At 46.0% G+C, this 17,477-nt stretch carries 12 protein-coding genes; all 12 read right to left on the reverse strand.

The genetic code is table 11. The features are described 5' to 3' along the window. Nucleotides 1-144: 144 nt before the first annotated feature. Nucleotides 145-750 (reverse strand): DUF6992 family protein, encoded by a 606-nt coding sequence (locus BLR32_RS02070; RefSeq protein ID WP_089828575.1) that lies wholly within the window; start codon nt 748-750, stop codon nt 145-147. Between the two features lie 93 nt (nt 751-843). Further along, entirely contained in the window at nt 844-2,211 is a 1,368-nt protein-coding gene (locus BLR32_RS02075) for an alkaline phosphatase family protein (protein ID WP_089828576.1), read from the reverse strand. 50 nt (nt 2,212-2,261) lie between these two features. Then, nucleotides 2,262-3,473 (reverse strand): metabolite traffic protein EboE, encoded by a 1,212-nt coding sequence (eboE, locus tag BLR32_RS02080; protein ID WP_089828577.1) that lies wholly within the window; start codon nt 3,471-3,473, stop codon nt 2,262-2,264. Further along, the gene (locus BLR32_RS02085) at nt 3,460-4,623 is read right to left on the reverse strand and encodes a 3-dehydroquinate synthase (protein ID WP_089828578.1); all 1,164 of its coding nucleotides are present in this window, start codon (nt 4,621-4,623) and stop codon (nt 3,460-3,462) included. Before BLR32_RS02085 ends, eboE begins: the two co-directional genes overlap by 14 nt. A gap of 104 nt (nt 4,624-4,727) precedes the next feature. Next, a complete protein-coding gene (eboC, locus tag BLR32_RS02090; protein ID WP_089828579.1) occupies nt 4,728-5,588 on the reverse strand; it encodes a UbiA-like protein EboC in 861 nt (286 codons plus the stop codon). Nucleotides 5,589-5,743: 155 nt separating this feature from the next. Continuing rightward, the gene (locus BLR32_RS02095; RefSeq protein WP_089828580.1) at nt 5,744-6,730 is read right to left on the reverse strand and encodes a TatD family hydrolase; all 987 of its coding nucleotides are present in this window, start codon (nt 6,728-6,730) and stop codon (nt 5,744-5,746) included. Nucleotides 6,731-6,836: 106 nt separating this feature from the next. After that, on the reverse strand, nt 6,837-7,724 hold the full coding sequence (locus BLR32_RS02100; protein ID WP_089828581.1) for an EboA domain-containing protein: 888 nt from the start codon (nt 7,722-7,724) through the stop codon (nt 6,837-6,839). A gap of 380 nt (nt 7,725-8,104) precedes the next feature. Further along, complete coding sequence (locus tag BLR32_RS02105; RefSeq protein ID WP_176842133.1) at nt 8,105-9,601, reverse strand: FG-GAP repeat domain-containing protein; 1,497 nt, start codon at nt 9,599-9,601, stop codon at nt 8,105-8,107. Between the two features lie 102 nt (nt 9,602-9,703). Then, nucleotides 9,704-11,503: a RagB/SusD family nutrient uptake outer membrane protein gene (locus BLR32_RS02110; RefSeq protein WP_089828583.1), complete on the reverse strand. Its 1,800-nt coding sequence runs from the start codon at nt 11,501-11,503 to the stop codon at nt 9,704-9,706. Nucleotides 11,504-11,546: 43 nt separating this feature from the next. Next, nucleotides 11,547-14,801 (reverse strand): SusC/RagA family TonB-linked outer membrane protein, encoded by a 3,255-nt coding sequence (locus BLR32_RS02115; RefSeq protein WP_089828584.1) that lies wholly within the window; start codon nt 14,799-14,801, stop codon nt 11,547-11,549. 464 nt (nt 14,802-15,265) lie between these two features. Next, nucleotides 15,266-15,898 (reverse strand): peptide chain release factor H, encoded by a 633-nt coding sequence (gene prfH, locus BLR32_RS02120; RefSeq protein WP_089828585.1) that lies wholly within the window; start codon nt 15,896-15,898, stop codon nt 15,266-15,268. A gap of 4 nt (nt 15,899-15,902) precedes the next feature. Continuing rightward, complete coding sequence (locus BLR32_RS02125; RefSeq protein ID WP_089828586.1) at nt 15,903-17,303, reverse strand: RtcB family protein; 1,401 nt, start codon at nt 17,301-17,303, stop codon at nt 15,903-15,905. Nucleotides 17,304-17,477 lie beyond the last annotated feature (174 nt).

Genomic DNA, 17,477 nt, shown 5'->3' on the forward strand with positions numbered 1-17,477 from the left:
ATTACTAAAAGTTATCGCAGATAACCTGAAGTAATAATTCTGACAGCAGCGGCTTAGACCTGTGTATAACCTATCTAGCCTACTAAATCTATGATTTGAATAAGTTCACTGTAAAAAGGCAAAAAGAGAAGATATGGGTGAATATTACCAACTATACACCATCCCTACGCCACCTGGCGCAACACTTAACTGCAGATCATTAAAGCGCTGGAATAATCCCTTGCCGTGCGCATGATGTATTGTGAAGTTAACACCATCAAAGAGTAGCAGAAATGCACCCTGCAGAATAAAAGAGTTGCCATACCCCTTCCACCGGTCATGCGCCGTTCCTATGAGTTTTAGCTTGCCATGTTCCCGCAGATATAATCCGCTGGCGATATAAGCCAGGTCCAGCGCACCATTGATCAGGAAGATCTTTTCTATCTTATGTTGTTCCTGTACACTTCCCTGCCAGTTATATTTCCCCGGATCCAGCCGCCTGTTGCCAAAATAGCTGGCAGTAGCGATGCCCAGGTTTACAACACCCCAGACAGCGTTCATCTGGTGGAAATATTTCGCTTCTCCCCCCGCAGTACTATTCCCTATCACTCCTGATGCAACATTGGCAATTCCCCAGCCACCCAGTACGAGCATGGCAGTTTTGGTACTGTTGATCCGTTGTTTGTTGTATTGATAAAGAAAGGAATTGTCCTGTGCAGAAGATGCGAATGCAGGCAGGAACATACATGCAAACAGAAAGAGTTGTTTCATGGGGTAGTGTTTTCGAATATATACGGAAAAATGAAGGATCAGGAATGCTGAAAGACCATCCCGGCATTTCAATTCCTGATCCTTATTTTAAAGTTATCTCGTCAGTGCATTCCAGATCACACTGTAAACATCCGTAGCAGCCAGTTCCTGCCCCTGCGGCACCCTACCTGATATCAGTACAGGGTGATTGGCTTTATCCTCAGAAATACGCCCGTGAGAGCCTTTTATTAATGTTGCATCCAATGGTATCACATTCATGAGATAACGGAAGCCCAGTTTTTTCTTCAGCAATTTGAAGCCGGCCTTCAGTTTAACCAGTGGATCTGCAGGATTCATGAACATTTCCACAGGGTCATATCCGGGTTTCTTGTGGATCTCAACCGTGCGGGCAAAGTCAGGCGCTTTGGCATCATCCAGCCAGTAATAGTAGGTGAACCAGCTATTGGCGTCTGCTACCAGTATGAGCTCCCCACTACGGGAATGGTGCAGATGATGCTGCCGTTTACCTTCCCTGTCAAGCACCAGTTCCACTCCCGGTGTATTTTCCACGATACTGCGGACCTTTTTATAAACAGAAGGATCATTTACGTACACATGTGCAATCTGATGGTCTGCTACCACAAATGCTTTTGAAGCACCTGCATCCAGCAGTTCCAGTCCTCTTTCTTCCCTGATCTGTAACAGTCCTTCCTCGCGCAAGCGACGGTTCAGGTGGATGGGATGATTGACATTGGTAATACCATATTCAGATAAAATGATCACTTCGCAACCTTTCTTCTCGTAGAACTCCACTAACTGTTTACACACTGCATCAATTTCGCCCAGCTCTTTGCTGATACGGGTAAGGTCCTGCCCGAATTTCTGCAGGCAGTAGTCCAGGTGAGGCAGGTAGATCAGCGTTAGTGTCGGGTCATACATATTATCCGTCAACATGGACGCATCTGCAATCCATTGTGTGGATTTAATATTAGCGCCTGGTCCCCAGAACTGGAATAACGGGAACGTACCCAGTTCCTTTTGAAGGTGGTCGCGCAGGGATGCAGGATGTGAATAGCAGTCCGGTGCCTTTCTGCCATCAGCCAGGTATTGCGGACGGGGAGTCACGGAATAATCGGCGGTAGAATACATGTTATACCACCAGAACATTTTTGAGCAGGTAAAGGAAGGATCAAGACGTTTAGCCTTGTCCCATATCTTGGGAGCTTCTACCAGTTTATTGGATTGCTTCCAGAATTTAATTTCACTGTCCTGTCTGTCGTACCAGCCATTGCCGACAATGCCATGTTCTGACGGCCATTGCCCCGTTACATAGGTACTCTGCACGGCTGTAGTCACGGCTGGCACCATGGGTTTAATGGTTGACAAGTGCTGCCGGCTGACGTATGTCTGCAGGAAAGGCGTGTGTGCTCCTATCAGAGAGGAGGAGAGACCTACTACATCAATTACTACTGTCTTTTTCATGAGTGAGGCGCCGTTAGGATATGTGGGTCAAAACTCGATTTAAGAAATTATTAGTCCAGCTGTTGCAACACCCAGTGCAGCTCCCTTGAAATGGACCTGTCCATAGGCAACTTCAGATCAGCCGGCAATACATCCCAGGTATAAGTCTCGACTTCCATGTGTTGTGTAAATGGTTGTTTCCGTTGTAATGCTAATACTTTCTCTATATCGGAACGGGTAGATGATAATACACCGTAACTATCAATAAATACAGGCACATGAAAATGCGAGCGCCATTCTTGTACCACCGGGTTGGCAGCATCTTCCAATGCCTGCGGAAGATCCGGATAATGTATATACCCGTCTGCCTTGCGTGCTACCACCTGGTGCAGATAGGTTGTTTCATTAAACTCCCGGAAGGCATCGATCAATGGCTTTCTTGCCGCCATCTCGGCTGGCAGCAGGGCTTTTACTGCGGCACTGATCTGTATCTTACCTACTTTCAGTCCATGTTCATTCAGTTTCTTCAAAACACTTTCTGCTGATTCATATACCAGTGCAAAATGGCATACATCATAACATAGCTGTACATGTGCTTTTATACTGGCGGCGGCTTCTTCTTCATTCATGCCGAATTTATCCTGAAGAAAGGGCACGCCATATGGCAACAGGTAATTCAGGTACCAGTGAAGATACTCCTGCGAATTTTCCATTAATCCATCGGGCTCGGGCTCAATATCAAGGTGCATCAGTGGACCACCACCGCGGCGGGTACGTACCAACTGTTCTACTACAAGTAACACTTTGAGGGTAGCGTTTTCCATAATGGCCTCTCTTTCAGTATCACAACGTACATGCCACAATTTATAGGTAAGCGGGGAGGTAGAAATGCCTCCTTCCATGCCTTCCGGCAACAGGGCTGCTAACAGGCGGAACAGGCGAATGGTATAGGCTACCCTTTCAGCTGTTGTCCAGTCGGGGGTATGCACCTGGTCTTTTACTACAGTATGATGGAAACCTCCATAGGGGAATCCATTCATGGTAAACACATAACAGTGCTGCTCCTGCAGCCACTGTCTGAATTCAAGCAAGGCTTCTTCTTTGCTCAGTTCCAGGCTCGCTGTATTAGATAAGCGTAAGCCAATACCAAATGGCTTATCAGGAGATACTTCCTGTTTTACCGCCGGGATAAATTGTTTGAGTTGCTGGAAATGAGCATTCCAGTTCTCTCCGGGATGAATGTTCGTACAATAGGTTAAATGAGAATGGTCAGTTACTTGCATAGTTCACTTTTAAATGCTCTACAGCTTTATTCAGTAACACTTCGTCTATTACATGTACTTCTGCGCCCTGTCCTATTGCTTTCAATAAACAGATCGTGAGACGTCCGCCCAGATGTTCCCGGAACTCCTGTAAACCTTTAATGACAGGCGACGAAACACCGTTCTGCATTTCCAGTAAGGGATGATAAACAGGCAATTGCAGATTCACCAGCAAACGGACTATCCTCTCCGCGGCGGCCGTATCGATCCATCCTAACAAAGAGGAATATACGCTGTCGACCGCTATTCCTATCGCCACAGCTTCTCCATGACGTAAGGCGAAGTCTGTCAGCTGTTCCAGCTTATGTGCACTCCAGTGTCCGAAATCCAGCGGACGGGAAGAACCACTTTCAAAAGGATCACCGCTTCCTCCGATATGGGCCATATGCAAAGCGGCGCATCTGTACACCAGCTCCTGCATGGCGGGTAAATCATTATTCACTAGTGCCTGCGCATTGGCTTCGAGCCATTCAAAGAAGGCAGCATCTTTTATTAACGCTACTTTCACCGCTTCTGATATGCCTGAGCGCCAGTCTTTTCCTGATAACGTTGTTAAGAATTCCGCATCGTTAAACACTGCTGCCGGTGGAGCAAACGTGCCGAGGAAGTTCTTTTTTCCTCTATAGTTAACACCGTTCTTTACGCCTACACCTGAATCATTCTGCGACAATACGGTAGTTGGTATACGAATATGGCGAACTCCTCTATGTGATACAGCGGCCACCATTCCCACCAGATCCAATACTGCACCGCCGCCGATAGCTACTACAAAAGAATGGCGGTCTACACCCTGCGCATCCACCTGATCTATCAAACGATAAAAAAGTTCCTGGTCATTTTTGCAGGCTTCACCACCGGGTATAAGGATCACATCTCCTGCAATTTTAAAACCTTCTATTTGTTGTAAATAAGCTGTTATTTCTGCTGTAAGCGCCGGATGAGCCTTAGCGACTCCGTCATCAAGAATGAAAAGTAGCTTCTTGGTTAGTCCCTGTGTAACCTGTGAAGCCAGATAGTTCCGGAATTCCGGATTAGATGGACTAAAGAGGGACTGCGTAAAAAAGACCTTAAAAGAATAATCTACACTAAAAGTCTGTTGAATACTCTGCATGGATAATCGCTCTAATGTTTCTTTCGTTTAATGAATCGTCAAACAGACCGTTAAAGTACAAAATTTAAATCGCTATGACGAATTCCGGATAAGGGGAGAGAGTATCAGGTCACAGCAAATGCCCTTGCCAATAGTAATGACAATGGTAATAAGATCAATACCAGCAATGCATGAGGCAGGGTGGAGAAAGCAGCTACCCAGGCGGCATTCATCGCTATCAGGGCAATAATTCCCCCTTTTACGGCCTTTCCGATATTAGGACCTGAGGGTTCTTTCATAGCCCTGAATAAGGGCAGATTGATCATAAAAGCGAACAGAATGACAAATGGTGCGGCTATGAGTATATGGCCGTTTATTGCCGCCAACACCAATATAGTACCGTATACCAGCGCATAACAAAACGCTGAAATACGCAGTATGCGTTTATTTCCCCCATGCACTTCTCCCCTGCTGATAGCTGTCACGGCAGCAATATAGACCACCGGGATCAGTCCTATCCACCAGTACTGATAGAGGGCAGATTCTAACATGCTGATCCCCATCAGCAGGTTTAATCCACGGCATAGCCCCATATTGACAGGGCCCCAGGATAAATGTTTTCCCCATTTATCATATACCAGTGCGGAAACCGCAATGCCCAGTGCCAGATAGCCTGTAAGGCGGCCTACTGTAAAAGCAGCCAGCACACCTACCAGCAAAAGATAACTTCCCAGCACTATTGCTTCTGTGAGAGAAATCACTCCACTGGGTATCGGACGTTCAGGACGTTCCTTCTTATCGAGTTCAGCGTCCATTACATCATTAAATACTACTCCGCCACCATATAGTCCGATAGTTGCCAGACACATGCACATTACAGGTAACAGATGGTCCAGGTAACTTGACACTTCAGAACCCAGGAATCCGGAAATAGCCACCCCGGCCAATATATCTGCCACAGCAGTTACTATGTTGGCGGGCCGCATTAAACGTAAATATCCTAACAACTTGCTTACAATATAATTCACCGGGCTCGGGTTTTCTCCAAGTAGGCAACACGAATAGCCACGCTTGTATGAGATACAGCAATGTTTCTGCATTCACATAGCAAGGGACATCCGTAGTACAGACTTGTAACGATTTATCTAATAATATTAGATTGTTTATCTATTCTTGGCTGTTGGCCACCGCGCAGTACGGTGCTTCCATTGAATTTCAGACTTTGATCCACGTCTTTGACCGTGTCAAAATCCACTTCGTCCATCTGACCACTTTGAGCGAAAGCAGTTATAGCATTGCGGAAAGTTACCAAATGAATGTCATTCAAGTCAATACCACTTTCGTGCATGAGCGCCGCGGTTTTCGGTACAGCGAGGGGATCACTGATACCCCAATCGGCCGCAGAATTTACCATTATGCGTTCACTACCATACTGTTTTACGATTTCGACCATACGTTCATTACCCATTTTAGTAAAGGGATAAATTGTGAACGCTGCCCAGAAACCACGGTCTAATACTTCTTTAACTGTTTCTTCATTGTTGTGATCGACAATGACCATATGGGGGTCCAGACCGTGCTCCAGTGCGATGTCCATACTACGTTGAGTACCTTTTTTCTTGTCCCGGTGAGGGGTATGTATCTGAACAGGGAGCCCTGCTTCTTTAGCGAGTTCAAGCTGTGCGCGGTAATATTTTTCCTCAGCAGCTGTCTGATCGTCAAAACCGATCTCTCCGACACCTACCACGCCCTCTTTATATATAAAAGACGGCAATATTTCCATTACGGCTTCTGCCAGTCTTTCATTGTTGGCCTCCTTGGAATTGAGGCCTATCGTACAATAATGCTTGATACCGAACTGGGAAGAACGGAATCTCTCCCAGCCTATCAGGCTGTTAAAATAATCACGGAACGTATCAACTCCGGTACGCGGTTGTCCCAGCCAGAAAGCCGGTTCGATGATCGCTACCACGCCGGCATCTGCCATTGCCTGATAATCATCCGTTGTACGGGATGTCATATGTACATGAGGATCAAAAAAACGCATGCCTTTTATGCGCTCCATATAGGAGGAAGAAGTGGCAATAGGTTGAAATTCTTTACCTGTTAACTCATGACTGCTACACATATCTTATTCGGTTTTATTGAGACCTGTAAAATGAATATTCCTGCCTGGGCGGGGTAAGCTACCGCCGGCAAGTTACTTTTATATACACTGAAGGTGTGATACACGTTTATGCTATACGAGCTGCAATAGTGTCCCATGTCAGGCGTTGGCTGCTTATCTCATCTCTAAGAATGGCTGACTGCTCCAGCAGATCCTTCGCCGGGGCATAGGTACTTGAGGCACAGGCCAGTGCTGCCGCCTCCTTTTCAACATTCACTTCAGAATGCCAGATACGTTGGATATCCTGAAAATTGTCAGCATTAATAAAAGGCCCTACCAACCGCCATAGCATGGGATGTACCTTCCTGCCGGCCGCCCAGCGCTCATGGGCATAGTCGACGAGCGTAGCCGCCAGCTTTTGATTCGCCCTCTCATCCAGACCACTAATCAGATGGATCGGCTTGTCGGTGAAAAACGCTTTCATCACCAGCTGGTTCCAGGCAGACTCCTCCAGGTTACGTGCAGGATAAATGTTATATAACATCACTGCTTCCTGTACGGGACCAATATTGGAACGGATCCCTTCCGTGGTACGGAACACCCATGCTTCCGGCCATGCCAGCAATGGCAATGCGGCATACAATGCAGCCTGCTCGTTCATATCAGCAGCGTCAAACAAACCCTCTATCACTTTGATGTAGGCATCTTTGTCAGCTGCCGGAAACTGTAACAACCACCAGATCCTCACCAGTTTATCTAACGTATAACCCTGTATGAAAAAGCTGGTATTATCAGACAATTCAATATATGATGTAGCAGACTTTACGGGATGTTTTCCCATAAACCGCGGTATAGCTGTAAAAGTGAGATTGAACCGTTGTACGCTTACGGGTTCCCCCAGTTTTTCCTTTTGTTGCTGTAACCAGGTGAGCGCCTGTTCCGTACTGCTCTGCTCAATGATTCCGTATAATAACGCGTCGAATTTATTCCTGTCGTAGTGGTAAGCATGTTCCATCGCTCCGCTAAATTTATCGGGTTAAAGTTAGCTGAATAAGCATTAAAAAAAAGAGAAAACTATGATAGGTGGTGTAGTAAATAAAAGAGAGGCACGATGTGCCTCTCCTTCCGCCATTCTAAAACCTGATCAGTTCAATCAGGAGTATCTTGAAGAACAATAATACTGCGGAGATTATTGATCTATATCTTTCATTAACTGTTTACAGGGAAAAAGAAATGCTACACGTAGATTAAACTGATTAGTTTAAGCAGCATAGATTTAGATTTTTGCCTGACATTGCTTATGCAATATAATCATTTATTTGTTACAACTGCAATCGAATGTGCAAAAAACTGATTCACGAATTACTATTTTTAAACTGAGCAAGTGTAATTGCCTCATTTTGTTTTATTTCTGAGCATTATAAACGGAATGTTAACGTCCCAGTCCGGCTTAAAATCGTCCTGAATAATGAACCCTTTTGAGTAGTTTCCCAGCACTATATCTGCATCACCATCCCTGTCATAATCTCCTACATCCATACAGATCCACCGCCCTGCTCCTGTCAGTGCCGGCATTACATGCGGCATAAACTGCATGGACTGATCCTGGCTAAATAATATGAACTTCTCTGCCGGCCGGTTTTTAAGATCAGCGAAGAATGCAATACTGGCAATGTCCAGGTCACCATCCTGGTCGAAATCTGCCGCTATGGCTTTTGTACAGCCATTCACCGGGTAGAACCAGGCCTGCTCATATTTAAAGTCGCCCTTATTCAGGTACAGGTACACACCATGAAAAGGTTTCATCTCCATGGAATAGTCCCCGTTATCTCCGGAAGTATATAAGATGTCTGGCAGTCCGTCTTTATTCATATCTACCACCTGAAAGCCGGTAGAACCCTGTACAGGAGGGAATCGTAATAGTTGTTGCTGTTTAAAGCCACCCTGATGATCATTCCTGAACAGCCAGATGCCTTCATCGCCGTAGGCGAACAATGCCATTATATCAGGCCAGCCATCCTTGTCAAAATCATCCACGACAGTATGAATGGCGCCAGGCACCTCCCATACGGGTCGTTTGGTATATTCTTCATCTGCTGTCTGTTGCAGCACATACAATCCACCATAGTTATGTCCAAATCCACATACCAGGTAATCCATCCGTCCGTCTTTATTGAAGTCGGCCGCTACACTCTGCACCGGTCGTGGCAATCCCATTCCAATGGTCTTCACCTGCCTGGACTCTTCTTCAGCCGGGTGTACTTCCCATAATACGCCTGTTGGCACATCTACTGCACGCATATTACCGATGCAGGTCAGGAGCGCGGTATCAGCTGCCCGCCAGTTCATGTCGACAGCAGTGGATTGTAGTTTGATACCTGGCGAGGTCTTTTTTTGTCCGTCCCATTTGTATAAGGTTGCGCCGTATTCTTCTGAGGAATAAACATCGCCTGTAAATGGATTAATAGAGACCATCGTAGTTGTGGCAGTGAGCGTATGCCCTGTAGTATCCGGTTGTAAAAGGTCAAACATCTGCAGGTCTTCTGCCAGTGGTTGTGATGCCTTTGCAGGAGCCAGGGTGTCAGGCGCCAGTTCCTGGTAATAGGCAACGATATTCTTCCAGTCTTCGATACTGATATTGACAGCTTCTTTGGTTGGCTTGGGGAAATATTCATTCTCATGCCATACACCAATCCCCAGCTTAGGCGCCATTGCAGGCAGCACATGCTGTGTCCACGTGGTTTTATCCAGCATCGTTGGTGACACCGCTAAGTGACAGCTGCCACAATATTTTTCAGCAAGGAGTTTGCCTTTTTCCTGTTTACTCAGAGAGCAGGAGGAATATATAGTGATAGATGCGATAATGAAAATGAAAGGGAGTAGTGTTTTCAAGTGCGTCTGGATTGCGTAAAACGTGGTGATGTTGATGAAAGCAGAAAGGCCCTGTCTCCAGGGCCCTTCCATTTATCCTCGTTGTTAAAAATAACGATATTTTTAATATCCATCATTCTGCTCCAGCGTCTTTGCCCCGTTTTTGAAACTCAGGTCAATCTGACGTTGAGGAATAGGATAGTGCTCATTACGACCAACAACAAACTTACCGCCATTCAGGTCAGTAGTGATCTTGGACTCATAAGCGAAGAACCTGGTCATTTCAGCAGGTGCAGTTCCCCAACGAACGATGTCGAAGAAACGCTGACCTTCCATTGCCAGTTCCAGTTTACGCTCGAAGCGGATTGCTTTCAGCGCACCGTCTTTACCCATTGTGGCAAAAGCGCCTGCAGGATAATTCTTTACCAGATAATTTGCAGCTGGTGTAGTGGTAAAACCACCCATTGGCTTGGTGTCATCTATGTATTTGTATACAATCGTCTGCGGACTGGCAGCTCTGGTACGCACCATATTTACATATACCTGCGCAGCATCCAGGTTGGTCAGTTCAGCTTCTGTTTCTGCAGCCATTAACAATACATCTGAGTAACGGATCAACACCAGGTTGATCGCAGAACCAGGCGCCCAGGAGTTAGCATCTTTGTATTTGTCCTGGTTGTACTGCCAGTAAACGTTCTTCTTAGGAGCGTAAGGACCAGCATAATCCTGATCGCGCACCCAGCTACGGCCAGGGTGATTACCCCAGTCGAGGTAAGGAATACCACGGCGACCTACAGTCCAGTCAAGGCGTGGATCAAGGGTACCTGCATCAGGCGTAAATGGCGCGGTAGATAATATCTTCATATCGCTCTTTACTGCATGATCGTTGAAATCATCCAGGTAAGGTAAACCGTTAGCATCTGTACGGTAAGAGTTTACCAGGTCCTGAGTAGGCTGATAGAATCCGCAACAACCGAATGGGCTGTTGTAAGGGAAGTTCAGCATTTCACCCTGGTTACCATTGGAGATCTGACCGGTACCATTGTTGGCAGACATCTGAATAGCAAATACAGACTCGCTGTTATTCTTTGTTTCAGAATCGAAGTTGTCTTCGAATCTTGCTGTCAATGCATATTTCACACCTTTGGCAGTTACACCCTGTGTAGTGATCAGGTCAAACAACGGTTTAGCGTCTGTCCATTTTTTCTGATATACATAGGTCTTAGCCAGGTAAGCAGCAGCTGCCCATTTGTTTGCACGACCCACCTGTGATTGTGCAGGAGGCAGGTTCTCGTAAGCAAACTTGAAATCTTCTTCGATCTTTGGCCAGATATCTGTATTGTTAGGCTGCTTGTAATCGGTGATCTGTGTTTCATCTACCCAGGGCACTTTACCGAACATTTTCTTCAGTTCGAAGTAATAGTGACCGCGCAGGAAGCGGGCTTCAGCCTGTACCTGTGTTTTCTGTCCGTCTGACATATCCTTTACGTTAGGTAACAGCGACAGTATAATATTGGTACGTACTACGCCTTCGAATAATACCTTCCATTTTGTATTAAAGAAGCCGTTGCTCGCGTCAAACTGACCGGTAGCAATAAGACTGATCGGAGGCTGGTCAGTTGCATCACTACCCTTGTGTGCATCACCACCGGCTACGCTTCCATAGATCCAGTTGCTGGGTGCTGCTTCCCATGGGCCACCGGTACCGATAGCGGCAACATCCTGCTGCTGACCATCCAGTGCGGCATAAGCACCAACGAGTAATGCATCTATACCATCTTTTGAAGACACGTTTTCACCTGTCAGTGAACCCTGAGGATCACGTTCCAGGAAGCTTTTGCTACAGGCGTTAAAGAAGAATAGACCTCCCGCAACCGCAACTGCTGCAAGTATATATTTTGATCTGATTAAAGTCCGTTTCATGTTTAGATTTTTTTGATGTTCTCCAATTATTTCACCACGTTAATTAGAATCCTACGTTAACGCCCACCAGGAACTGACGCTGGTTAGGATATGCACCCTCATCCAGACCGAAGTTGGTAGTACCACCAGTGATCTCTGGATCAATGCCAGAGTATTTGGTGATAGTGAACAGGTTAGCTGCCTGTACATAGATGCGGAATTTCTCGATACCTATACGCTGCAGAATAGGTTTAGGTAAAGTGTAACCGAGCATCATGTTTTTAGCACGCAGGTAAGAACCATTTTCTACGAGGAAGGAGTTAGGCACCGTGTTGGTACTGAAGGAACCTTCGTTTTCCTGAATTGGTGCTTTTGCATTGTGGTTATCTGGTCTCCAGGAATCATACAGGGCTGTTTTGCTCTTAGCACCTGCGAAAGATGGATAGAAGTCTGTCCACCAACGTACCTGGTTCCAGATATTGTTACCCTGTACACCATACAGGAACACAGTGAAATCAAAATTCTTATAGTCCAGTTGCAGGTTCAGACCATAGCTGAAATCAGGGCTTGGGTTACCCAGGAAAGTACGGTCAGCATCTGTGATGATACCATCTCCGTTTGTATCCTGGTAACGGAAACGTCCCAGTTTGATACCTGTCTGATAAACTGCGTTAGGATTGTTAGTTGCTTTCTGTGCCTGATCATTTGCCGCTGCAATTTCTTCTGCACTATTCCAGAATCCTACAGTTTTGTAACCATAGAAGCTGGAGATAGGATGATCGATCGCGTTACGGATGATGAAGTTACCATTGAAACGACGTGCTTCCAGGTCGAAGTAAGGCGCGTCTCCGGAGATATTTACGATCTTGTTCTTATAAGTAGTTAAGGTCGCATTGGCTTTCAGTACCAGGTCTTTAGTGATATGAATGTCATTGATGCCCAAAGACAGGTCAATACCATGGTTCTGCATTTCTGCGATGTTCACAGCCGGAGGATCGGAACGGCCGGCAGTTGCAGAGACCTCTGGTGTGAACAGCAGGTCTTTTACCTGTTTCTTATAGTAGTCTGCACTGATTTCCAGTTTGCCTTTGAAGAGGGTCGCATCAAAACCTATGTTGGTGTTGATATTGCTTTCCCATTTAGCATCCGGGTTACCTATGGTTGTTCTGAAGAAACCAGAAGCCAGTGAATTGGAGGTACCACCGATGTCATAGAAAGAAGAACCTTTATTCAGACCATATTGAGTAAATGCGTTGGCCGGATTAACGTTCAGCTGGTTACCCATGATACCCCATCCACCTCTGATCTTTAAGTCAGAGATCCAGGATACATGTTTCAGGAATTCTTCCTGAGAAATACGCCAGCCTGCGCTGACAGCAGGGAAAGTACCATAACGGTTGTTAGCACCGAACCTGCTGGAACCATCACGACGGATAACAGCACCGAGGAGGTATTTATCCATCAGACTATAATCCAAACGGGCGAACATAGAGAACAGCCCATCAGTGAACGCATTACTGTTGTTTGTAACAGTACCGGTACCTGTACCCAGGTTAGTGAAATTAGGATCAAAGATGAAATAGTTCTGTGTAGTACCTGTTACCATACGACCATGGTTGTCGAATGCTTCAGTACCTAACAGCACTTTGATATTGTGTACCCTGGCGAGGGTCTGAGAGTAAGACAGGGTATTGGTCCATGTCCAGTTATAGCCACTGGTACCAGTTTCAGTATAAGAATTGACCTTGTTATTCTCTGCATTCTCATACTCAGGATAAGTGAAGCTATGATTAGAAGAAGAATAGATCTCACCACCAAAGCTGGTGCGGAAGGTAAAGTGTTGCAGGAAATCTACTTCGCCGTATACGTTACCTAATAAACGGTTACCCAGGCCTCTGTTATCTTTGGTACGCTCCTGTATAGCTACAGGGTTACGGGCGTTACCTAACTGAGCGCCGTTGGTGCTGAATGAACCTGCAAAGTTACCTTTGATATCACGTACCGGAATAATAGGCTGCTCGCGGAAAGCCATACCGATACCACTACCTTCTGTCAGCGCAGTGATACGTGGGTTGTCTATCACAGAAAACTCCAGGTTTTCTCCGATGCGTACATGTTTACCTACGTTAAAGTGGCTGTTGGAACGGATAGAGTAACGTTTCAGATAAGTATTGAGCAGTGTACCTTTCTGGTTGAAATAATAGAAAGAGAGGTAGTAAGCTCCCTGATCGCCACCGCCACTTACGGATACGTTATGGCTGGTGATCATAGCAGGTTTGAAGATTTCATGGAACCAGTCTGTACCTCCTTTATTTGCCTTGTTGATACGATAGAAATTGTCGAGATCAGAAGGGTTTTTATAGAAAGGATTTACATTGTATTTGGAAGGATCTACAGCAGGATCGCCTTCCATCAGACCACCCGGAGCGATATAGTCAGGCAGTCTTGGAGTAGCGCCGGAACCATACAGACCATCGTTATAAACAACGTTCGGATCTGTATTTTTCAACGCCATCCATTTCAGGTTAGCCATTTCCTGCGGAGAAAGCATGTCCCATACATTACCACCTTTAGGACGCTGGGTACCGTAGTAGCCATCATAGGTTACTCTTACTTTACCGTCAGATTTACCTCTTTTGGTGGTGATGATGATCACACCGTTTGCAGCTCTTGCACCATAGATAGAAGCAGATCCTGCATCTTTCAGTACCTGCATGCTTGCCACATCATATGGGTTCAGATCCACGATATTCTGGGTTGGGATTCCATCTATAACGTAGAGGGGAGTGTTGTTACCGAAGGTGTTCACACCACGGATACGTACCTGTGGTTCTTCACCCGGCTGACCAGAACCCAATACAGTGATACCGGATACCTGGCCCTGTAACTGGTTACTTACCTGAGCGGTAGGTTGACGGCTGATCTGTTCAACGTTTACAACAGATACAGCACCTGTCAGGTCTTTTTTACGTTGTGTAGCGTAACCTGTTACTACTACTTCATCGAGTGAACCTACTTTTTCATTCAGGACTACAGAAACAGAGGTAGCATCTCCTAACACTACTTCCTGCTGCGTATATCCTACAAATGAAAATACCAGGATCTCTCCTTTTTTGGCAGTAAGACTGAAATTACCAGCTGGGTCTGTGGCTGTACCACGGCCGGAATTTTTTACTGCCACTGTTACCCCTGGCAGGGGATTACCGGAAGCTTTGTCTGTGACCTTCCCGGTGAATTTAGTCTGGGCGAATGCAGCGCCGGCAAACAACAACAACAATAGCCAGCAACACGCAAATGTGCGGTAGACATGTCTCTTCATAACGTGAAACGTTTTTAAAAATTGGTTAATAATTAGCCTGTCCGCGTATATACACTGCGCCGTGTGGCAGGTACAGACACGAAAATTGACCGGGTTAAATCAATATCCTGGTCTTAGAGGGACACTATATAAATCCTTCCTTTCGGGCTCAAATCCATGCTGGTACCGATTGCATCGGTATCAATACAAATAATATATCCGGGCTTTTAGCTGTTAAAAAATGGGAATGGCGTACTTAATTTTTTTTAAGGACTACAGTTTAGTTTTTTCATACGTGTTAACATCAAAAAATTAGGGAACAAGGATTAGATCTTGGCTACTTTTAAACACACACTAAAGTTTCAATTGTTAACTGCCGACCAAGGTAACACATTCGTTTAATTTAAGCAAGACAAGCTGTAAATTTTTAATCAGTATTTAAGAAATTACTATCAGTTTTACAAAACGGTGAAGAAAGAGGGTGATCACAGTTTATCTGTGATCACCTTTACCGCTCTTCCTCTTTCCAGTTCATTGTGCTCCTGCCATTGATCCTGCCTGCGTGCCAGCAGTTGTTCCATCTGCCAGGACATGAACTTTGCTTCCAGCCTTTCAAGGCAAAGCTGTTTGTTCTGCAATTGTGAACGACTGTCCATCGCCAGCACCTGTATACCGGAAGGCATATGCGTGCCCCGCACAGCTGTCTCTACTTTATTCACGTGCTGTCCGCCGGGACCTGATGCACGACACGATTCCAGCTTCACATCCTTCAGGTCCCATTTCAGTTGTTCCTTCACATCAAAGACCTCAACGCCTACAAACCAGTTCTTGCGCTTATGGAACTTACGGTAAGGACTCTCAGCGATCCACTGTACCGTACCTCTCCACTCCTTTACAAAGGCCTCCAATCTTTTCTCCCTGATACTATTTTCTTCTTTTATTAATAGTACTGCGGATAACAGTGTGCCTTTCAGGTCACCCTTTTTACTTTCCAATACCTGGATATCCAATCCCTGTGCGCGGGCGGCCTTCATCATCAGTTCCACCACCTTTGCTACCACCCGTGTACATTCTGCAGGTCCTCTGCCGGCAGTTACCTGTATTATTGACTTGTTCATGTTGTTACTCTTTATACATTCTTACAAACCGGGGTAAAAACCGCCCCTCTACGGTCACCAGTTCCTGCTGTGCGGCTATCACACTTTCGATGTCCTTGTAGGCGAGCGGATTTTCCTCCACACTACCCCCGATCAATGTAACACCTGCTTCTCCCAGCATTTTCTTCAATGCAGACACTGTCATGCTTTCCCTTGCGCGTTTCCGGCTCATGGCTCTACCTGCACCATGTGAAGCGGAGAATAAAGACTGCTCCACGCCCTTACCTGTTACCAGGTATGCCGCAGTGGTCATACTTCCCGGAATAATGCCCGGCTCACCTTTGTGCGCCGGTGTGGCTCCTTTTCGATGCACGATCACTTTACGACCATCTTCCATCGTTTCTTCCCACGCAAAATTGTGGTGGTTCTCGATAGTGATCAGACGTTCCAGGCCTACTGCTTTGGCCATGTTGATATGTATCCTGTCATGACAGGCCTTTGCATAATCGCCAGCAAGCTGCATGCTTAGCCAGTATTCCTGTCCTGCCTCAGTGTTCATATCCAGCCAGGCCAGTTGCTGCGCCTCTCTTGGCAGCTTACAGGTGTCCATCGCGATCTTCGTATAATGCATCGCTATATTGGCGCCTAATCCCCTGCTGCCTGAATGCGACAACAGCGCAACATAATCCTTCGCAGGCAGTCCCAGGGAATTGTCTTCAGACAACCTGATCATACCAAACTCCACGAAGTGATTCCCGCTGCCTGAACTTCCAAGCTGACGTGCTGCTTTTGACTGTAGCTTCCTCAGTAGATCAGTGGCCTGGAAGGCAGGATCATCCAGTACAGGATGTTCCTGTTCTACCTCCAGTCCTCCTTCCATACCAAAGTGCGTCCATTCTTTCAACGCCACCTTCATCTGGTATCCATAACGTTTGATAAAGCTTTCACCTTCATCAAAAATGGACAGCGACATACGGCAACCAATATCCACACCTACAGCATAAGGTATAACAGCGTTATCAGTAGCCAGCACACCGCCGATAGGTAATCCATATCCCGTATGTGCATCAGGCATCAATGCACCCTGCACTGTTACGGGCAATGACATGGCGATCTCCATCTGCTTTTTGGCAGTATGCTCAATCTCCTTACCACCATAGATCTTCAGGCGTCCTGTTTGTTCCAGTAAGGTGAACTCTTTATGGTGAGTGACTTCTTCTTTTTCTATGAATGTGCTTGCGATCTTACCCAATACTTCGTCATTCACATATTGCTCAGGTCTTTCTTTAATACCTGTTAACAGTGTGATGAGTTGTTCTTTGGTATGATGCTTAAAATGTTTTGAAATTGTATTAATGACCAGACTTCTTGCACGGTCATTTGTATAACCGATCTTACTCAGTTCTTTTGTGCGTAAACTGCCCATATAGGTGCGTAATAAATTGTATAGTAATCCATATCGTTCAAATGATATCGAACGACAATTAAGGCATGAAATATCCCTTTCCGCAAGCGCAGCATATTGCCAATTTGTTCCCGAGGGGGGTGATCGACGCGACGTTCCCGGGGTTGCACCCCGCGCTACAAACACACGGCACCT

Origin of the sequence: Chitinophaga filiformis, assembly GCF_900102545.1 — a bacterium.
In the GTDB taxonomy this organism is placed as follows: domain Bacteria; phylum Bacteroidota; class Bacteroidia; order Chitinophagales; family Chitinophagaceae; genus Chitinophaga; species Chitinophaga filiformis.